This window comes from Granulicella sibirica (assembly GCF_004115155.1).
Classification (GTDB): Bacteria; Acidobacteriota; Terriglobia; order Terriglobales; family Acidobacteriaceae; genus Edaphobacter; species Edaphobacter sibiricus.
The window spans coordinates 1331739-1350292 of sequence record NZ_RDSM01000002.1 but is presented as its reverse complement, the minus strand read 5'-3'; the positions used below and the strand labels follow the sequence as shown (position 1 = coordinate 1350292).

Below are 18554 nucleotides of genomic sequence, written 5' to 3'. Positions count from 1 at the left end.
CCCGGCTGGACCGCCGGGTCTTTTTCGTTTTCCTGGTCATAGGACGGAATGTCCAGACATGGGACTGATTTATACTTATCGCTTGCCCTGCAATCGGCGTGGCGCGTGTTGCACGAACGTGTCAGGTCACGCAAAATCCCGGGCACGCGGCCCATCCGGCCGCTCGAAGTGAAGGTCTTTAGCCAAGCATGATTCGCATTCTGCAGCAGGACAATCGCCTTACCAAGATAGTGTTTGCCGTCATTATTGGCTTTGCCGTGGTCACTATGGTGATCACGCTCGTTCCGGGAATTTTCGATAATACCGACTCCGCAGGCTCCGACGTCTACGCGACGGTGCATGATCCAAGCACGCTCGGTCGGATCACGAGCGAGTCTGCTCCGGTAAAGCAGACCGAGGTCACGGCGCTAGCGCAGCGCCAACTGGCACAGCAAAAGCTGCCTCCATTCCTCCTTCCATATATGGAGCAGCGCGCAGGGCAGATCCTGGTGCAGCGTGCCATACTGAAACACGAAGCAGACCGCATGAACCTGCAGGTCAGCGACGCGGACCTTAAGCGGGAGTTGCAGACGGGTGCCTTCGCTCAGTACATCTTTCCGAATGGGCAGTATATTGGCGACGACAAGTACATGGATTTCGTCCAAAACGCCTTCGGAACCACGCGTTCGGACTTCGAATCGCAGGTAAAACAGGATATGGAGTTGAACCGCCTGCAGGCTTTGATTACTGGCGGTGTCACCGTCTCGGACAATGCGGTGCGCGAGGCGTACCGGGTCTCCGGAACCAAAGTCAAGTTCGACTATGCCGTCATCTCGGCCGAGGATCTTGCCAAGGGGATCAACCCGACAGACGCCGAGCTTCAGAGTTTCTTTAAGAGCAACGCTTCAAAGTATGCGACCGCTATGCCCGAGACCCGCAAGTTGAGCTATTTCAGCTTCGACGCCTCCAACTTGCCGGGTGGCAAGCCTCAGGTGACGGATGCGGATCTGCAGGCCTATTACAACCAGCACAAAGATCAGTTCCAGGTGAAGGAGCAGGTCAAAGTGCGGCACATTCTCATTGCTGTGCCGGCTGGCTCTGACGCGAAGACCGATGCTGCTGCGAAGGCCAAGGCAGAGGACATTCTGAAGCAGATCAAGGCCGGGGGGAACTTCGCCGATCTCGCTTCCAAGAACTCGGACGATCCTGGAAGCAAGGGACAAGGCGGTGAGCTTGGATGGCTTGATCGCGGCAAGACAGTTCCGGAGTTCGACAAGACGGCCTTCGACCTTCAGCCCGGACAGACCTCAGGCCTGGTAAAGACCCAGTTTGGGTATCACATTATTCAGACAGAAGAGAAGAAAACCGCTCATCTTCGTCCGTTGGACGAGGTAAAGCCTGAAATCCTTCCTGTAATCGAACAGACGAAGTTTGGCGCGGCCGAGCAAAGCTTCGCGCAACAGCTTGCGAGCGAAGCCCAGAAGAACGGTATCGATAAGGCCGCCGCCGCCCACGGACTGCATGCCAACACAACGGATTACGTGGCGAAGGACGGTGTGGTTGCCGGGCTTGCCGACGGAAGCGCGCTCCTGACCCAGGCGTTCACTGCCACCAAAGGCGCGGCTCCGCAGTCGGTTGCGACCGGCGATGGCTACGCTGTTTTCCAGGTAGTCGACGTGAAGCCAGCTCACGCCCCTGAGTTTGACGCCTACAAGGGAAAGATCGCCGCAGATTATCGCGAGCAACAGATCCCTCAACTCCTGAGTGCGCAACTCAACAAACTCGACGACCGCGCGAAGGTGCTGAACGATCTCCGCAAGGCGGCGGCGGAGATGAATATCCCGGTAAAGACGAGCGATCTGGTGGGCAAGGATGGCCAGGTGCCGGATCTCGGCTCGATGAGCGGCCAGGGTGCGGTGGCGTTTACGCTGGCGAAGGGCGCGATCTCTGGGCCCATCAACGAGGGTCGCGTGGGCGTAGTGCTCAGCGTGATCGACAAGCAGGAACCCAGCCCAGAGGATATTACAAAGAATTTTTCGGCAACTCGGGATCAGCTCCTGAACGATCAGCATGAGGAGATCTTCAGGGTGTATCTCGGAACGCTGAGCGATCTCTACGAAAAGAAGGGCGCCGTGAAGTACACCAAGAAGCCAGCCGCCCCGACGACGCCGTTCGGCAGCTAAGCGCGTAAGCAGCAAGAAACAGGGCCTGTCGTTCCCCGCACTCGGTGGATGACAGGCCTTTCATCGTTGGGGAGTAAGGTACGGATTTGACTGATTCGGCATCAGACCAAAGAAGCGCCGCCTCAGGCGGTTGGAAGCAGGGAGATCGAAGATTATGGCAATGGAAGGTCTGGAACGACAGTCGGGAGTCTTGTTGCATGTCACGTCTTTGCCGTCCCATGGAGGCGTGGGCGACTTTGGACCTGCGGCTTATGCTTTTGTCGACTTTCTTGCTGCCGCGAAACAGAGAATGTGGCAGGTTCTGCCACTAAGCCCGACCGGCTACGGCAGCTCTCCCTACTCGGCTTTGTCTGCGTTCGCAGGCAATCCTATTCTGATTAGTCTCGAAAAACTCGCGCAGGATGGATGGATTGCCTGGGAAAAGTTGAACGATCTACCAGGAGCTGATGGCCCGGCCGATTTTGCCGGGGTACAAGAGAAAAAGATTCCGCTTATTAAAGAGGCGGCCTCGAAATTCCTTCAGAGTGCCTCGGACGAGGAAAAACTGAAGTTCCAGAAGTTCTGCCAGGACAACATCTCGTGGTTGCCCGATTACGCCATGTTCAATGTTCTGCGGCGCATGTATGGATACGCGAGTTGGAACGATTGGCCCGTGGAGCATGCACAGCGTAAGCACGATGCGCTTACTGCTCTTCTGAACGATCATGGGACGGAATTGGCAGTCGAGCAGGTGGTCCAGTACTTTTTTAGCGAACAATGGACAGCTTTGAGAGCTTATTGTGCAGATCGGCGCATTCAGGTTCTTGGCGACGTTGCGATTTTCGTGAATTACGACAGCGCGGATGTATGGACTAACCCGGATATTTTCGAGCTGGATGAGCAGCGCAATCCGATTCGGGTTTCGGGTGTCCCTCCGGATTATTTTTCGGCGACGGGGCAAAGATGGGGAAATCCGCTCTACAAGTGGGGGACGTTGCGGGAACGGGGGTTTGATTGGTGGGTCGCGCGTATCCGGCGCGCGCTTGCACTCTATGACGTGATCCGGCTCGATCATTTCCGCGGGTTTGAGGCGTTCTGGTCCATCGATGCGAAGGAAGAGACTGCGATCAACGGGCAGTGGGTTAAAGCGCCCGGGCAGGAACTTTTTATGCGGTTGAAAGAGGTTTTTGGGACTTTGCCATTCATCGCGGAGGATCTTGGTGTGATCACGCCGGAAGTCGACGAGTTGCGCGAACGGTTCGGGATGCCTGGGATGAGAATTCTCCAGTTTGGATTCGCGGAACGCGGCGGGCACGTTTACCTGCCGCATCGGTATGTTCCGAACTCAGTCGCATACACGGGAACGCATGACAACAACACGACGCTGGGCTGGTGGCTGGACGATGCGAACGACACGGAACGGGCGAATGTTCAGGTTTATCTGCACAAAATCAATCATCCGGCCGAGATTAATTGGGCGATGATCAAGTCCGCTGCGAGTTCGGTGTCGAATCTCTGTATCTTTCCGCTCCAGGATATTCTGCACTTGGGGAGCGAGGCCCGGATGAATACCCCTGCCGCTTTGGGGGGAAATTGGACGTGGCGGTATAAACCGACGGCTCTACACCCGGATTTTGCGACTCAAATGGCTGCCCTGATGGAAATGACCGACCGGGACGGGTATATTTCGCCTACCGAAGGGGCTGAGGCAGGGAAGCCGACGGATGAGGCCCATCTTCGGGTGGAGCTTGGGGCGGCGATTTAGGCATACGGCACATCGACACGCGGAGATTTAGACTGGAAAGAGCAAATCGATCTTGATCAGGAGTACGAATGCCTCTTTCCGGTGAAGCAATCCGCACGATGAACTATGTTGACGATATTTCCGTAACTCTCCGCCGTATTCTCGTGGTGCTTCCCTCGTTGACCGAGGAGGAGCGTCAGCGTGTCTCGGATCACATCAAGGCAGCGGACCCGAGCTACGATAGTGTCGTAAAGTCTCTCGAAGTCAAGGAAAAGTAGTGCAAAACCCTGTCTCGTCCGGCCCCGGGATTAAAAAGATCGCTGTAATCGGGGCGGGACGGACGGGTCGCCGCTTTGCGTTGGTCTGTGCGGCCGCTGGCTTTGATGTTGTTCTGGAAGACGTGATGCCGGCGAATCTGCGGCGGGCCCAGGATGAGTATTTTTCGCTTGAGGTTGAGGCGGTCGGAACGCTTTCGGTTGCGTCGACGGTGGAAGATGCGGTTGCGCGAGCGGATCTGGCGATCGACTTCGTTCCGGATGAGCTTGAGTCGAAGTTGGAGATCTTTAGTCTTCTTGACCGAATGGCGCCTCCGAGGTGTGTTTTTCTGACTCCTACGGAGGTTTTGAGCATTACAGACCTGGCATCGTGTGTGTACCGTCCCGAGAGGTGTTTTGCGGTGCGTGGGGATCTGGCAAGGGAAGGGAAGCTTCGACTGATCCATCCGGAAGGGTTTCTGGGTGAGGTCTTCTTGCAGGTGGAAAGGTTTCTGCAGGCGCTTGGGCGGGACGTGGTGGTTGAAGCGGACCCAGACGCGCCCATTCTGATGAAGAATCTTGTCAAAACTGGTTGATTTGTGATGGTAGCGGGCTGGTAGCTTCGTGGTTCGTTGCTGGTCCGTTGCGCGGTGTTTGCCGGTTTGCCGAGCGTTGGTTAGCAGACACAACTCTCCGGGGGCCGAATGGGTCTAATGGACTGATTGAACGAGGAGGAACCATGTTGCACTGGAAGTATCTTGCTTCATCTGCTCTCACCGCCGCTCTGCTGAGCGGGGCTCACGTGGCACCTGCCCAGATCTCCGTGAACATCGGGGCACCTCCTGTTTGCCCTTACGGTTACTACGACTACGCTCCTTATGACTGCTCACCCTATGGCTACTATGGTCCGGACTGGTTCAACGGTGGACTTTTCATCGGCGCTGGCCCCTGGTTCCATGGAGGGCACGGCTTCTATGGACACGTTGACAATCGGTATGACCCACGTCACGGTTATGCTGGACCACGGCCTGAACGTGGAGAACAGCCCTTCAATCACTTTCATGCTAACGAAGGTCGTGATGGGCAGGGGCACATCGGCAATCCGGGACATGATGGCGGAGGTGAGCACGCGCCTGGCGCAGTTGGTGGCTTCCACGGCGGCGGGGAACACGGTGGCGGCGGTCACCGCTAAAAAGGGTGATTGGCTGAGAAAGGCCCGTCGAGAGCGACGGGCCTTTTTGCGTTGAGCGTGAAAGAATCGGGCATGATCAAGCGGATTGCTTCTGCCCTCCTTTTCTACACATCTCTTTGCGCTGGCGCTTTTGCACAGGCTCCTGCCCACGGTCATCACGTGGTCTTCGTGGTGACGTCTCCGGACCAGGATGACTGGCGCACGGCCATGGTGCTTGCGGATCACTTTATTGCGGGAGTGAAGCCGGAGTCGGCGGAGGTCGAGGTGCTGGCGTATGGTCCGGGAATCGATGTACTGAAGAAGGGAGCTTCGACGGCCTCGGACCTTGCGGATCTCGAGAAGATTGGGGTTCACTTTGTAGCTTGTGAGAACGCCATGCGGATGCACCATATCGCCAAGGCGGATCTGATGCCGGGGGTGACGAGCGTGCCTTCTGGGGTGGTTGAACTCGTTCGGAAGCAGGAGATGGGCTGGAGCTATGTGAAGGTTGGGCGGTAGGGTGTGCTCCGACCGAAAGGCAACGACAGACGCAGATTCCCTTCGGGATTGACAACCAGGGGGAGGCAACGACAAGGGTGTGGTGCTTGAGTTTCTAACGGTCCCACCTTAGGCGCGGTGAAGCTGCGCCGAAGATGGGCACCCGATTGTCCGGGCTGGGACGATCAGGACAACAGCGATGATAGACGCGGATTCCCAACCAAACGACCACGGCAACCGCACTGCTTCTCATGAAGGAAAGGCGACCCTTGCGGGTCGCCTTTTAGGTGGAGCAATGGAGTGGTTCAGGGTGAATCCTGGCAGGCAGCCTCTGCGTGCTGTCCTGCTTTCTGCTACATAGACTTCATCGTCTGTTCCGTACGATCTGTGATACCTCGACGGGGGCATAGCCTGTACCAGGGGCGTGAGGTGGTGTGCCGCTTCCGGGGCGGTGTGGTGCCCCATCTTGTCCGGACCGGGGTGCTTCGGTGTATCCTCATCGCAATCATGAGGACACTCTCTTCCGCTCTTCTACCGTTCGTGACCCTGGTTGGGTTGACCACTTCTTCTCTCACCGCGCAACAGCCTGTGGCTTCCGGGGCTCCGGCCATGAAGCACCAGGATACGGAGGTCTATGAGCCGGTTCCGCCGGTTGTGACTCCGGGCGCCACGGATTCGGCTCCTCCGTCTGATGCGATCGTTCTGTTCGATGGGACGAACCTGGATCACTGGGTATCGGCCAAGGACAAGGCTCCGGCGCAATGGACCGTTGCCGATGGCGCGATGACTGTAAGCAAGGCACCGGGAGTTGGCAATATCGAGACGAAGGAGACGTTCAAGAACTACCAGCTTCATGTCGAGTGGAAGATTCCGACGAACATCACGGGGAGCGACCAGGCGAGAGGGAACAGCGGCGTGTTCCTCGCTTCGACCGGGCCGGGAGATGCGGGGTACGAGCTGCAAGTCTTGGACAACTACAACAACAAGACCTATGTGAACGGGCAGGCGGGAAGCATCTACAAGCAGGCGATTCCGCTGGCGAACCCGAATCGCAAGCCGGGGGAGTGGCAGACATACGATATTGTCTGGACCGCGCCTACGTTTAACGAGGATGGGTCGGTGAAGACTCCGGCGTTTGCTACGGTGCTCTTCAACGGGATTATTGTCGAGAACCACTTCCAGTTGCTGGGGGAGACGCTCTACGTGGGCCATCCGTTCTACAAGAAGTACGATACGGCCCCGATCAAGCTGCAGGCGCATGGAGATAAGAGTGAGCCAATTAGCTTCCGGAATATCTGGATTCGGCGGTTGCAGTAGTTATCTGCCTTGTTTCGGCTCGCAAAGGTAAACGCAGATTCCCTTCGGGAATGACAACCAAAGGGGCAACGGCCGTGGCGGCCGAGCCTCCAGGGATTTCTGGATTCCCGCTTTCGCCGACGGTAAGGCTTCGGCGAAGGTGGGGCACCTTGGTTCGTTGCTATTGAAGGGCCACGATGTAGGTTGATGGCCTTGGGGTGCCTGAGATCAGGGCGCAGACGTGGACGCTTACCGTGTTGGGGGCTGTTACCTGCGCGTTGACCTGGAAGGCTCCGGATGGGCTGAAGCCAGGAGCTCCGGTTTCGGAGGCGACTGTTACGGGAACCATCGAGGTGGTTGCGCCGGAGATTGTTGCGGTTCCTACGGAGCAGTTGCCGGTTGCGAGTGGGATGCCGCCGATCCGGTTCGTTGTTCCGCGCAGGCTCATGGGTGGCTTTTCGGGTGTGCGGGGTAGAGGGGCGCTGCGTGTGGACAGGTTGGTCGCCTTGATGTTGTCGACGAGAAGGGTGCTGGTCGCTGGGTCCCAGCGGATGTCTCCGCCGGGAAGGGCAAAGAGGGTCATGATCGACTTCGATCCGTCCGCGTTTCCGCCGATGCGTACGACGGCTCCGGGGGCGTAGCCGAAGTGGAGTCCGGTGTCGAAGTAGCCCTGGATGCGATGAAGATCCGAGGCCATGAAGAGGCCGCCGTATGGCTTGTAGAAGGTTGGTGGATTGCCGTTGAAGGTTACGTGCGCCATGAAGGTTTGGCCGACTGTTCCGAGACCGTGAAATTCAAGGAGATCTCCCGAGCTGAGGGTCCCGTTCGACGGCGTGTGTTGCTGAACATCGAGCGATCGGCCGACGACGTTCACGGCGACGTTGTGGGGAGCCTCGACGAGGTCGCCGACTGACCACGGGATTGAGTTGGGTTCGCAGATTGGGTTGGCGCCGAGGCTTTGATTGGTGATGACCTCGCAGCCGGGGTAAAGGTGATAGCCATTGAGGCCCTCGACGCCGAACTGTTCCGCCTCGCTTCCAGACATGGGCAGGGTATTCCCGAGCAGGTTGCCGCGGATGTTCATCCCGTAGATGAGGTGTTTGGCGTCGAGGGCGCCGAATGCGTAGTAGGAGGAGCGGTATCCACTGGCCGCCAGATTCGCGTCGAAGCTGATGTATTGGCCGCAGATGCCGCCCTGGAAGATGTTCGCGCCCCTAGGGTTCGGGTTTCGGGCTGCTATGGTGATGCTTTGGAAGCCCTCAAGGACGGTTCCGACGCTGATGATGGGGGCGAGTTCGGGATAGTTTGGGCCGGTGATACAAACCTGTCCGCCGGGCTGGAACTGCCCCTTTTTCAGGGTGAGGTTGCAGGTGAACGGGGTGTTGACCTGCACGAGGTGGTTCTGGGGAATGGGCTGGTTGCAGACTCCCCAGGCAGTGGTGAGGGGGAGCGGATTGTCGACGGGGAAGGTGTTGAGGTAAAGGCTTCCGGCTAAGGGGGTGCTGGGGCCGGTGATGCGTCCGGCCGTTGTGCCTTTGGTGATATCGAGGAGGGGCGCGCCGTCGGTGGTCCAGTTGTTGCCGGAGATGAAGGAGAGTTTCGGCTGGGTGTCGCCGGTTCCGGTGGTGGCGGCGATGGAGCCGTGGAAGTAGCCGGTGATCTCGCCCATGTCGACGGCTTCGCCCTTGATGGCCTCGTCGGAGAGGGCGGTCGAGCCGCCGTCGGAGTAGACGTAATCGTAGGTTCCCATGACGTCACCGGCGGCGTGCTTCCTGAGGAAGAGGCTGCGGGCCTGGCTGATGCCGCGGTTGCCGACGTTGAAGATGTCGTACTGGAGTTTATCGACGCGCCAGCCCCCATTGTTGCCGAGGCTGACGCCGGGGCCGAAGGTGTTCATCTCGTTATAGCGGAGGAGATTCGGTGTGCGGCCGTCGATGCCTGGGGCTGAGGCGAAGGTGACCTGTGTGAGGATGCACTGGGCGAGTGAGGTGACCGAGCTTCGGGGGCAGTTCGAATAGGCGGCAGCTTCCGGTGCGGGACTCGTCTGGCCGTGGGCGCAGACAGTGAGCAGGAGGAAGGGCAGAAGGGTTACAGGCCGGATCATGCGGCCAGTTTACTGTGGCGGTCTGCTGGCTTAGTTGTTCGGCCGAAGGGCGAACCGGGCACCGAGGGAGTAGGCGATGATCGAGAGGGGCAGCCAGGTGCCGACGAGGACGCCGTCTCCGCCCATGAGGCCGGAGCCGTTATTGAATTCGAAGAAGGTTCGGGTGAGTTTGCGGACGGGACCGCATTTTTCGCAGAGGCCAATGCCGGTGGGCAGGTCGAGGACCCACACACAGACGACGGCGAAGAGGAAGAGAGCCGATAGCCAGACCCAGGATGCTACGACGTCCTTGCGGATGCGGGCTACGATGTAGCCGCCGATCATGGGGACGAGGAAGCAGAGGAGCGTCGCGAGGAGCTTGGGCGAAGAGGAGTCGGGATTGGGCTGGAAGAGGGTCATGATGCCGATGACGACGGCAAAGATCGCTATGGCGATGAGCGTGTGCAGGATGAGCCAGAGAGCTTCGTGGCCGAGGTCGCCGACGGATTTGCCCTGCGAGAGGTCGACTTCATCGTTCATCAAGGCGCTCTTCATGATCCTTAGAGTATCGCTGCGGGGAGAGGATTTCGCCAGTACTTGAAGAGCGTCGGCTTAGAATGGAGGGATGCTGCTTGATGGAATTCATGTACCGCTGACCACCCCGTTCTACCCGGATGGACGACTTAACCTGCGTAAGCTCGAGCACAATGTAGACCGCTACTCGAGGACACCTGCGGCCGGGATGATTGTGGTTGGGGTGAATGGCGAGGCTACCTCGCTGAGCGATGCGGAGACGCAGGAGGCGCTGGCCGCGGCTGTGGACGTCGCGGCGGCGGAGAAGGTGATGCTGGCTGGTGTGGCTCGGGACAGCGTTTTTGGGGCGCTGGAAGTGATCGACACGGCGGCGGGGCTTGGTTATGACGGCGTGGTGATCGGGCTGCCGGGCTTGCTGGTAGGGCGGGAGCGGGAGACGCTGACTTATTTTCAGGCGATCGCGGATCGGGCGGCGTTGCCGGTGGTGCTAACTTCGGCTGAGGGAAGGGAGTTGGGGCTTGGAGTGATTGCTGAGGTTGCGCGGCATCCGAGGGTGATCGGGATTGTGGATGGGGGTGGCCGGGTTGCGGAGATTAGGACGGCTACGGCTGGAGTGAAGCATGCGTCTACGGTGACGGCGGTGTTTGCGGCGGTTACCGGGCGTATGGTGGCTAAAGCGGCGGCTCCGGTTTTGGGGTCGGCAACGTTTGTGGGGGTCGAGAGCTTGCAGGGGGGGACTGCGGTTGCCGTGGCGGCCCCGGTGAGCGGGCCGGCGTTGAAGACGAGGACGCGGGAGACGGGGTTCCAGGTGCTGGGTGGGGAGACTTTGGGGATTTTAGAAGGGCTGAGAGCGGGGGCGGTGGGGGCGGTGCCGAGGCTGGCTGCTTGCGCCCCGCAGGCCTGCTTCGAGGTGCTGGCGGGGTGGAAGGATGGGGACCAGGGGCTCGCGGAGGAGAAGCAGGAGAGGTTGGTGCTTGCGGCGCAGTATGTCGAAGGGCTGGGTGTGCCGGGGCTGAAGTACGCGTGTGATTTGAATGGATACTTTGGGGGACGCCCGAGGCTGCCGTTTGCGATGATCAGCGGGGCGGAGAAGGCAGAGATTGATCGTTTGATGGCCGGGATGCGGAACTAGGTCCGCACCCCGGGTGCGTTCAGGCGGCTTCGGTGCGGGTGAGAGCGCGCTTGAGGACTACTTCGAGGGCGGCTTTCTGTTCGCCGTACTGCGTGTCCGTGAGGCGGCCCTGGACGTGGTCGGTTTCGAGCGCGAAGAGTTCTTCTTTCAAGGCCGCAAGCAGGCTTCCGCCGGTGGTGGGGGCCGCGGCGGGTGGGACGTAGGCAGGCTGCTGCGGGGTCGTGGGGGCTGCGGGTGTGTTTGACGAACCTTTCAGCATGACGCCTGCGCCGCCTGCGAGGAGAAGGGCTAGGCCTCCGAGGATCCACCACTTGTACTTGGCCCAGGGATCGTTGGTGCCTTCGGGGTCGACGGGAACGCCGAGGCCGCCGCCGGGGCGGGTGTCGGTGGCGGTGGTGTTTCCGCTCTGGGCGGCGTTGGCGGCTGCGCTGCCGGGTTCGGCTGCGCCACCGTTGGCTCCGGGGGTCGCGGCGGCAGTGTCGCGAGGGAGCTGGCCGGTGCCGGAGATGGTGAACTCAAGGGGCTGCGAGGGCTGGACGTTGCGGGCGACGTAGGTCTGGGCCTCGGTCTCCTCGGTGACGGCGGTGTAGGGATTGGGGGTGCCGCCCTTGAAGGACATGCTCTTGGGCATCATGATGGCGACGGTGTCGGTGGGGAGGGTGGGCCTCGGCGAGAACTGGAAGGAGCCGGAGTAGGGGAGGCTGTAGGTGATCTGAAAGCGGGTCTCGCCGGGGCGGACGGGGAAGACGAAGGCGTAGTGGTTGGGGGTGTCGCCGAGGGGGACGGGGGCGGCCTGGACGGGCATGCCTCCGGGGCCGAGGGCGGCTGAGCCCTGCACGACGGCTCCGGCGGGGAGGTAGAACTCGAAGGGGCGGTCGCTGAACTGGGTGCGCGGGGGGGTGGAGTCGTTCTTGACGAAGAAGTTTTCTACGATGCGGAGGCCGGAGCCGCCGGGGTCGGACTGGATGCGTAGGACGTCGGCCTCGCCGGTTACGCCTTCAACCTTGGCGGCGGCGTTGTAGACCTCGACCTCGACAGAGTCGGCCCCGGGCTGGACGGGGCGGAAGTAATTGGCCTTATCGTGGGTGACGCGGACGAGATGGACGCCGTCGTCGGCTACGTCGAGCTTGAACTGGCCCTTGGCATCGGTCTTGGTGTGAGCGGCTTCCTGCATGCCCTGCTGGAGACGGATGAGGGTGACTTCGTCGCCGGGCGAGGGCTTGTTGGTCGTCTTGTTGGTGACGACGCCGGAGAGGGTGGAGGCGGCAAACGCAGAGGTGGTGAGGCAGAGGAGGGCTATTGAGGGTAAGAGGCGCACGCCTGATTTTACTGCAAGGCGGATCAGACTTTCGCCGGTGATGTCGTAACAGGCTGGGGGGCGGCGAAGAGATCGAGAACGATCGAATCCTCGAGGGCTTCGACGGAGTGGAGGGCGTTCGAGGGAATAATGAAGGTTTGTCCCGCGTGGACTGCCTGGGGACTGTCTTCGACGAGGAAGAGGATGCTCCCATGCTCGATCATGCTGATCTGCTCGTCGAGATGCCGGTGGAGGCCGCTGACGGAGCCTTTGAGAAGACGGCGACGGATAACGGTCATGGTGTCGCTGTGGATCATCTGGCGTGTGGCCAGTGGATTCACCTGCTCTTCTTCGACCTGAGTCCAGTCGTAGAGTTTCATGAGCCTTCCCTTTGCAAAGGATGGTCGCGGGAGGGTGGCGAGGATTCTCAGGTTCCGCGCAACCACTCGCCGCGCACAGGTTGGAGAAGTCGCTTCGTTTACTTCGAGTGGAACTGCCCGCCCTCACATGGGTCGCTCGTCCTGCCGCCGGCGACCTTGCTGAGTTCTTCGTCGGTGAGTTCGATCTCTTCGGGTGAGGTTGTCGGGTCTTCTGCCGGTACTTTCGGATCTGCCATTGTCGTTCTCCTTTTGGATTGGACTTGCGAAAGACTCTCGCGAAGGCAGGTTTGGTTTCCGAATCCTCTTCAAAAATCAGCCGGGCTCAGCGTATTGTCTTTCCGGCCTATTTGGCCGCGGCCAGAGTATAAGGGCGCGGGTGACGGGGCAAGTGTATTTTTTGGGGGACGCGCTTCGGGAATGACACCAGGAGGACAGCTTCAAGGGTGCGGATGTTTGGCTGCTTGCGTTCCCACCTTAGCCGACGATGAGACTGTCGGCGAAGATGGGGCACCCCTGTTTTGTGGTCGGGAAGCGGAGTAAGGCAAGTGCCGACAGAGAATCCCCTCGGGGATGACAGAAGGGCTCGATGGGGTTTTAGGCGCGGACGGGGAGGCGGGTCGAGAGGTGGTCCATCTCGGCGATGACGCGGGCGGCTTCGTCTTCGAGAGAGGCGCGCTGCTCAGCGTAGTCCTGTTCGGGGTATTTACCGGCGAGGTACTCGAAGTTCAGGTCGCGGAGGTTCTCGTAGATGACGTCTTTGCGCTCGCGGAGGTAGTCGAGGCGAGTCTTGTCGGCCTGACGGAAGGGGTTCTTGTCGGGCCAGAAGATGAAGGCGAAGAGGAGGAGGGTGAGGATGATGCCGGCGATGATGCCCATTAGTATTCAGTCTCCCGGCGAATCTGGGCGCGGAGGGCGTCGTTGAGTGGCTGGGTCCCGGCGGGGGTAGCGGGAGTTCCGCCGCGAAGCTTCCAGACGCGGATGAGGAAGGCGACGCCGACCGTGGCGAAGAAGAAGACGGCGAGGGGGGTGATCCAGGCTACGTCGTCGAAGCCTCCGCGCATGGGGGCGGCGAGAACGGTGGCCCCGTATTTTGCGGCGAACCAGTTGAGGATCAGGTTGTCAGGGCCGCCGGGGTTGAGCTGGGTGTGGAGCTCGTCGATCATCACCGGGGAGACGGGGCAGCCCACGTGATTGCACTCGAGTAGGATCTGGGTGCAGCCGCAGGTGCAGATCATCTCGTGGCCGAGTTTGTTAAAGCGGGCTTCCGGGGTGGCGGCTGCTCCGAGGAGGGCTATGGTCAGGGTCAGCAAAACGGCGACACTGGTCCAGCGACGTTTGGTGAGAACAGGCAACGACAACCGCAACGGAAGACGCAGATTCCCTTCGGGAATGACAACCAAAGTGCCGCGTTCTGACGGCTTGTCGCTTGAGACGAACGGCTTGGCGTTGGCGAGCAGGGCTGTGAGGCGAGCTCCAGCGGACGTACTAAGCATGGAGGACCTCGGGGGTTTGGGACTCAGGGACTTGGCGGGTGCGGGTGGCACCGGGCTTGAGGGCGGGGACGAGGGCGAGGAAGGTTCCGGCGACTACGATGGCGACGCCGATCCAGATCCAGGCGATGAGGGGGTTGATGAAGACCTTGATGATGGGCTTGTCGGTGTCGGGGTTCTTGCCCTCGTAGATGACGTAGAGGTCATTTTCGAGGGTGGAGTGGTTGGCCACCATCGTCGCGTAGGTCTGGCTGGCGTTGTAGAAACGCTTCTCGGGGTTGAGGCGGGTGATGTGGGACTTGCCTTTGTAGGCGTCGAGGATGGCGAACTCGGTGTCGTAGTTGGGGTTCGAATCCTGGGTGAAGCTCTGGCAGACAATGCGGTAAGGACCGATGAGCATGGTGTCGCCAAAGCCCATCTCCTGCTCCTTCGACTGGTTGAAGGCTCCGCCGGCGATCCCGATGAACATGACCACGATGCCGAAGTGGACGAGATAGCCGCCGTAACGACGGGTGTTGCGATGGGTAAGGGTTACGGCTGAGGCGAAGAGGTTCTTGCCGGTCTGGGTGCGGACCACGGCCATGCCGCGGAGGAACTCGGACGAGATGGCGGTGACGACACCGGCGCTGAGGGTGAAGGCCATGAGCGAGAAGATCGTCGCGTGCATGTCGTCGCCATCGTTCCAGGGGCGGATGCCGGCGATCATGAGGCCGACGAGGGTGACGGCCATGGCGATGCCGGGGAGGACGAAGTTGCGGCGGATTGCGCGGATAGAGGTCGAACGCCAAGCGAGCAGGGGGCCGAGACCGGTGAGGAAGAGAAGGAATAGACCGATGGGGATGTTGACGCGGTTATAGAAGGGCGCGCCGACGGTTGCTTTTTCACCCTTAACGTACTCGGAGAGAACAGGGAAGAGGGTTCCCCAGAGGACGGTGAAGCAGGCGACGAGGAGGATGAGGTTGTTGAAGAGGAAGCTGGACTCGCGGGAGACGAGGGATTCGAGGCGGTTCTCGCTGACGAGATGGTCGCGGTTCTTGAAGAAGGTGAAGAGGCAGACGGCTAGGACGATCAGGATGAAGCCGTAGAACCACTCGCCGATGGAGGACTGGGCGAAGGCGTGGACAGAACTGACTAGACCGGAGCGGGTGAGGAGGGTTCCGAGGATGGTGAGGAGGAAGGTCGAGAAGATGAGCCAGACGTTCCAGTTCTTCATCATGCCGCGCTTCTCCTGCATCATGACGGAGTGCAGGAAGGCGGTTCCGGTGAGCCAGGGCATGAGGGAGGCGTTTTCGACGGGGTCCCAGCCCCAGTAGCCTCCCCAGCCGAGGACGGAGTAGGCCCAGTGGGCTCCGAGGAAGATACCGCAGGTGAGGAAGAGCCAGGTGACCATGGTCCAGCGGCGGGTGATGTGGATCCACTTTTCGCCGGGGTAGCGCATCATCAATGCGCCGAGGGCGAAGGCGAAGGGAACCGAGAAGCCGACGTAGCCGAGATAGAGCATCGGCGGATGGATGACCATCTCGGGGTACTGGAGAAGGGGATTGAGGCCGTGGCCGTCCTGGGCCAAGGGGCCGGGCTGAATAGCGAAGGGTGGTGCGGCGAAGTTCAGGAGGAGAAGGAAGAAGACCTGGACGCCGGAGAGGATGGTTGAGGCATAGGCGGAGAGGCGGACGTCGACGCGATGACGGATGCGAAGGACGAAGCCGTAGGCGCTGAGGAGCCAGGCCCAGAGGAGCAAGGAGCCTTCCTGACCGGACCAGAGGGCGGAGAACTTATAGGCCGGGTGCAGGTCTCGGTTGGTGTGGGCGAGGATGTAGGAGACAGAGAAGTCGTTTGTGAAGGCGGCCCAGGCGAGAGCGAAGGCGGCGCAGGTCATCACGACGAAGGTGCTGATCCCGGCGCGGCGCGCGGTTTCGCCTAGGCGGCTTGAGGTCTGGTCGCCTGTGGCGAGAGACGGGCGTCGCAGGGCCAGGGCGCCAGCGGCGAGGGTGTAGACGCTCAGAGTAAGAGCAAGAAGGAGAGAAAAGCTGCCGAACTCCGGCATGGGATGCGTTGGCATGGGTTCACTCGCACCCTATTCTCTCAACGAGAGAGATAAAGGGCAATGTTCCGCTGCTTACCGCACAGATGGAGCCTAGTTTTTTTTGAGGAGGTCATGCACGGTGGCGAGGAGGAGATCGGGAACAAGAGGCTTGAGGCGGAAGGTGATGTTGAGGCCTTCGTAGGCATCTTCCGCTTCCTCGAGACCGCTGATGACCAACACAGGCAGGTCGGGATGGCTCTTGCGAAGTTCACGGACGAACTCGGCACCGCTCATGCCCGGCATGATGTGGTCAGTGATCACGAGGCGGATCTCCTCGGGGAATTCGTTTCGCTGAAATTGCTCGAGCGCCCGGACTGGGTTCAGGGCAGCGATGACAAAGTAGTCAGCCCGCTTCAGAATGGTCTGCCGCGTGGCGGCCTGAATGGCGTTGTCATCAATTAGCAGTACGGCTGCGCTCATCGTGCCTTTCACATCTCTGGTTCGAGTGCCGCGACTGCGGAAGGAATACACCTAAAGTTCGGCTTTGTAACTCTGATGCAGAAAGGTGCTTTCTGGCTGCTTGTCCGGAACGCACAGTGGATGGTTGGTTCGTTCTGGACTGGCTGGGTCAACTCAAGTAGTCTCACTCGCAGGATGGGAGCCGCAGTGCTCTCGTAACTCTATGATTTAGCAGGCAGACGTGAATCTTGGCTTTATCGATTGGCTGATCATGCTGGTGTACTTCGTGTTCGTTTTGGGAATTGGTTTTGCCCTGAAACGCTATATGAGGACCAGCCACGACTTTTTTCTCGCGGGCCGGTCGATTCCGGCGTGGGTGTGTGGGCTTGCGTTCCTGTCGGCGAACCTGGGGGCGCAGGAAGTCATCGGGATGGGCGCGTCGGGGGCGAAGTACGGGATCATCACGAGCCACTTTTACTGGATCGGCGCGGTTCCGGCGATGGTGTTCGTCGGGATCTTCATGATGCCGTTTTATTACGGTTCGAAGGCGCGGTCGGTGCCTGAGTTCCTAAGAATGCGATTCGATGAAAAGACGCGGGCGGTGAATGCGTTCTCGTTTGCGGTGATGACGGTGTTCAGCTCGGGCATCTCCATGTATGCGATGGCGCTGCTGATCCAGACGCTTGGGCTCTTTCATGGGTTGATGCCGGATAAATACATCTTCCATGTGTCTGTTGTGCTGTCGGCGGTGATCGTGCTGGCGTACATCTTCCTGGGCGGGTTGACGAGCGCGATCTATAACGAGGTTCTGCAGTTCTTCTTGATCGTGGCAGGGTTTGCGCCATTGGTTTGGATCGGGCTGCGGAACGTGGGTGGGTGGCATGGGATTCAACAGAAGCTTCCGGCGACGATGACGCACTCGTGGCGGGGGATGCGGCATGCTTCGACGAACTCGCTTGGGGTGGAGTGGGTGAGCATGGTGATGGGGCTCGGGTTTGTCCTGAGCTTCGGATACTGGTGCACGGACTTCCTGGTGGTGCAGCGGGCGATGGCTGCGGATTCGGAAGAGTCGGCGCGACGGGTTCCGCTGATTGCGGCGATTCCTAAAATGTTCTTTCCATTTCTCGTGATTTTGCCGGGGCTGATCGCGGTGACGGTGACGTCGCATGCGACGCCGGGGCTGCATGAGACAACTTCGCCGATGACGGCGGGAGTGGATGCGGGGGCGGTGCCGGAGAAGCACTACCTGGGGCTGATTCCGGAGAAGATGGATCCGGTGAGCGGGAAGCCGGTGGTCGATGGGAAAGGGCAGCCGATCTATAACTACGACCTGGCGATTCCGGCGATGCTGCTGCACTACTTTCCTACGGGGATCCTGGGGCTTGGATTGACGGCTTTACTTGCCAGCTTCATGTCGGGGATGGCGGGGAATGTCACGGCGTTCAATACGGTCTGGACTTACGACATTTATCAGTCATACATCAACAAGCGAGGGACGGATGCGCACTACCTGTGGATGGGACGGATGGCGACCATCGGGGGCATTGTGCTGTCGATTGGAGCGGCCTATGCGGCAACGAGCTTCAATAACATCATGGATGCGCTGCAGTTGATCTTTTCACTGGTGAATGCGCCGCTATTTGCCACGTTTCTGCTGGGGATGTTCTGGAAGAGGACGACGGGGCACGGGGCGTTTGCCGGGTTGCTGGCGGGGACTGCTGCGGCCCTGGCCCACCATGGGTTGACGCTACCTGTGGAGGATGCGCCGGGTTTGCATGGAGCGTGGCTGCACCTGGTGCATATCTACCCGAGTGATATGGCGCAGAACTTCTGGACGGCTATCTTTGCCTTTTCGGTGAACATGATCGTGACGATTGCGGTGAGCCTGGTGACGGAGCCGAGGCCAGAGTCGGAGCTGGTTGGGCTGGTTTATTCGCTGACACCGAGGCCGGTCGAGGGGCATCTGGAGTGGTATGAGAAGCCGGTAACGCTCGGCATCGGGGTGCTGGCGCTGCTTGCGGCGCTCAACCTGGTGTTCGCTTAGGAGATTGG

The 18554-nt window shown here is 60.0% G+C and carries 18 protein-coding genes; 9 read left to right on the top strand and 9 right to left on the bottom strand.

Annotation, left to right across the window (positions count from 1 at the left end):
- The first annotated feature begins 188 nt into the window (after nucleotides 1-188).
- From GRAN_RS16570 to GRAN_RS16540, 7 genes are all read left to right on the top strand, one after another.
- Nucleotides 189-2162 (top strand): peptidylprolyl isomerase, encoded by a 1974-nt coding sequence (locus tag GRAN_RS16570; protein ID WP_128914074.1) that lies wholly within the window; start codon nucleotides 189-191, stop codon nucleotides 2160-2162.
- 154 nt (nucleotides 2163-2316) lie between these two features.
- Nucleotides 2317-3906 (top strand): 4-alpha-glucanotransferase, encoded by a 1590-nt coding sequence (gene malQ, locus GRAN_RS16565; protein ID WP_128914073.1) that lies wholly within the window; start codon nucleotides 2317-2319, stop codon nucleotides 3904-3906.
- A 68-nt stretch (nucleotides 3907-3974) separates the two neighbouring features.
- Entirely contained in the window at nucleotides 3975-4163 is a 189-nt protein-coding gene (locus GRAN_RS16560) for a hypothetical protein (protein WP_128914072.1), read from the top strand.
- Entirely contained in the window at nucleotides 4163-4735 is a 573-nt protein-coding gene (locus GRAN_RS16555) for a 3-hydroxyacyl-CoA dehydrogenase NAD-binding domain-containing protein (RefSeq protein ID WP_241654748.1), read from the top strand. The genes GRAN_RS16560 and GRAN_RS16555 overlap by 1 nt, the downstream gene beginning before the upstream one ends.
- 143 nt (nucleotides 4736-4878) lie before the next feature.
- Nucleotides 4879-5331, top strand: coding sequence for a hypothetical protein (locus GRAN_RS16550; protein ID WP_128914071.1), 453 nt, complete (start codon nucleotides 4879-4881; stop codon nucleotides 5329-5331).
- Nucleotides 5332-5403: 72 nt separating this feature from the next.
- A complete protein-coding gene (locus GRAN_RS16545) occupies nucleotides 5404-5829 on the top strand; it encodes a DsrE family protein (protein WP_128914070.1) in 426 nt (141 codons plus the stop codon).
- A 486-nt stretch (nucleotides 5830-6315) separates the two neighbouring features.
- The gene (locus GRAN_RS16540) at nucleotides 6316-7125 is read left to right on the top strand and encodes a 3-keto-disaccharide hydrolase (protein WP_128914069.1); all 810 of its coding nucleotides are present in this window, start codon (nucleotides 6316-6318) and stop codon (nucleotides 7123-7125) included.
- 160 nt (nucleotides 7126-7285) lie between these two features.
- Here the strand turns inward: GRAN_RS16540 and GRAN_RS16535 are convergent, their stop codons facing one another.
- Together GRAN_RS16535 and GRAN_RS16530 are read right to left on the bottom strand one after the other, a co-directional pair.
- Entirely contained in the window at nucleotides 7286-9208 is a 1923-nt protein-coding gene (locus GRAN_RS16535) for a hypothetical protein (RefSeq protein WP_128914068.1), read from the bottom strand.
- A gap of 30 nt (nucleotides 9209-9238) precedes the next feature.
- Nucleotides 9239-9727: a DUF1129 domain-containing protein gene (locus GRAN_RS16530; RefSeq protein ID WP_128914067.1), complete on the bottom strand. Its 489-nt coding sequence runs from the start codon at nucleotides 9725-9727 to the stop codon at nucleotides 9239-9241.
- Between the two features lie 85 nt (nucleotides 9728-9812).
- Between GRAN_RS16530 and GRAN_RS16525 the strand changes: the two genes are divergently transcribed.
- Nucleotides 9813-10853 (top strand): dihydrodipicolinate synthase family protein, encoded by a 1041-nt coding sequence (locus GRAN_RS16525; protein WP_128914066.1) that lies wholly within the window; start codon nucleotides 9813-9815, stop codon nucleotides 10851-10853.
- Between the two features lie 19 nt (nucleotides 10854-10872).
- Here the strand turns inward: GRAN_RS16525 and GRAN_RS16520 are convergent, their stop codons facing one another.
- From GRAN_RS16520 to GRAN_RS16495, 7 genes are all read right to left on the bottom strand, one after another.
- A complete protein-coding gene (locus GRAN_RS16520) occupies nucleotides 10873-12171 on the bottom strand; it encodes a peptidase associated/transthyretin-like domain-containing protein (protein WP_128914065.1) in 1299 nt (432 codons plus the stop codon).
- Nucleotides 12172-12194: 23 nt separating this feature from the next.
- Nucleotides 12195-12530 carry a cupin domain-containing protein gene (locus tag GRAN_RS16515; protein WP_128914064.1) on the bottom strand — a complete coding sequence of 112 codons (336 nt, stop codon included), beginning with the start codon at nucleotides 12528-12530 and terminating at the stop codon, nucleotides 12195-12197.
- A gap of 98 nt (nucleotides 12531-12628) precedes the next feature.
- Entirely contained in the window at nucleotides 12629-12766 is a 138-nt protein-coding gene (locus GRAN_RS25545) for a hypothetical protein (RefSeq protein WP_161571006.1), read from the bottom strand.
- A 358-nt stretch (nucleotides 12767-13124) separates the two neighbouring features.
- Nucleotides 13125-13406, bottom strand: coding sequence for a hypothetical protein (locus GRAN_RS16510; protein ID WP_128914063.1), 282 nt, complete (start codon nucleotides 13404-13406; stop codon nucleotides 13125-13127).
- Nucleotides 13406-14023 carry a cytochrome c-type biogenesis protein gene (locus GRAN_RS16505; protein ID WP_128914062.1) on the bottom strand — a complete coding sequence of 206 codons (618 nt, stop codon included), beginning with the start codon at nucleotides 14021-14023 and terminating at the stop codon, nucleotides 13406-13408. Before GRAN_RS16505 ends, GRAN_RS16510 begins: the two co-directional genes overlap by 1 nt.
- Nucleotides 14016-16079: a heme lyase CcmF/NrfE family subunit gene (locus GRAN_RS16500; RefSeq protein WP_241654746.1), complete on the bottom strand. Its 2064-nt coding sequence runs from the start codon at nucleotides 16077-16079 to the stop codon at nucleotides 14016-14018. The genes GRAN_RS16505 and GRAN_RS16500 overlap by 8 nt, the downstream gene beginning before the upstream one ends.
- 75 nt (nucleotides 16080-16154) lie before the next feature.
- Nucleotides 16155-16523: a response regulator gene (locus GRAN_RS16495; RefSeq protein WP_128914061.1), complete on the bottom strand. Its 369-nt coding sequence runs from the start codon at nucleotides 16521-16523 to the stop codon at nucleotides 16155-16157.
- Between the two features lie 220 nt (nucleotides 16524-16743).
- Between GRAN_RS16495 and GRAN_RS16490 the strand changes: the two genes are divergently transcribed.
- Entirely contained in the window at nucleotides 16744-18546 is a 1803-nt protein-coding gene (locus GRAN_RS16490) for a sodium:solute symporter family protein (RefSeq protein WP_192898024.1), read from the top strand.
- Nucleotides 18547-18554: the final 8 nt, after the last annotated feature.

Coding starts and splice junctions, on each gene's coding strand:
- GRAN_RS16570 (WP_128914074.1), top strand. CDS start 189: ATGATTCGCATTCTGCAGCAGGACAATCGCCTTACCAAGATAGTGTTT.
- GRAN_RS16500 (WP_241654746.1), bottom strand. CDS start 16,079: ATGCCAACGCATCCCATGCCGGAGTTCGGCAGCTTTTCTCTCCTTCTT.
- GRAN_RS16530 (WP_128914067.1), bottom strand. CDS start 9,727: ATGAACGATGAAGTCGACCTCTCGCAGGGCAAATCCGTCGGCGACCTC.
- GRAN_RS16535 (WP_128914068.1), bottom strand. CDS start 9,208: ATGATCCGGCCTGTAACCCTTCTGCCCTTCCTCCTGCTCACTGTCTGC.
- GRAN_RS16540 (WP_128914069.1), top strand. CDS start 6,316: ATGAGGACACTCTCTTCCGCTCTTCTACCGTTCGTGACCCTGGTTGGG.
- GRAN_RS16495 (WP_128914061.1), bottom strand. CDS start 16,523: ATGAGCGCAGCCGTACTGCTAATTGATGACAACGCCATTCAGGCCGCC.
- GRAN_RS16560 (WP_128914072.1), top strand. CDS start 3,975: ATGCCTCTTTCCGGTGAAGCAATCCGCACGATGAACTATGTTGACGAT.
- GRAN_RS16550 (WP_128914071.1), top strand. CDS start 4,879: ATGTTGCACTGGAAGTATCTTGCTTCATCTGCTCTCACCGCCGCTCTG.
- GRAN_RS16510 (WP_128914063.1), bottom strand. CDS start 13,406: ATGGGCATCATCGCCGGCATCATCCTCACCCTCCTCCTCTTCGCCTTC.
- GRAN_RS16525 (WP_128914066.1), top strand. CDS start 9,813: ATGCTGCTTGATGGAATTCATGTACCGCTGACCACCCCGTTCTACCCG.
- malQ (WP_128914073.1), top strand. CDS start 2,317: ATGGCAATGGAAGGTCTGGAACGACAGTCGGGAGTCTTGTTGCATGTC.
- GRAN_RS16515 (WP_128914064.1), bottom strand. CDS start 12,530: ATGAAACTCTACGACTGGACTCAGGTCGAAGAAGAGCAGGTGAATCCA.
- GRAN_RS25545 (WP_161571006.1), bottom strand. CDS start 12,766: ATGGCAGATCCGAAAGTACCGGCAGAAGACCCGACAACCTCACCCGAA.
- GRAN_RS16505 (WP_128914062.1), bottom strand. CDS start 14,023: ATGCTTAGTACGTCCGCTGGAGCTCGCCTCACAGCCCTGCTCGCCAAC.
- GRAN_RS16545 (WP_128914070.1), top strand. CDS start 5,404: ATGATCAAGCGGATTGCTTCTGCCCTCCTTTTCTACACATCTCTTTGC.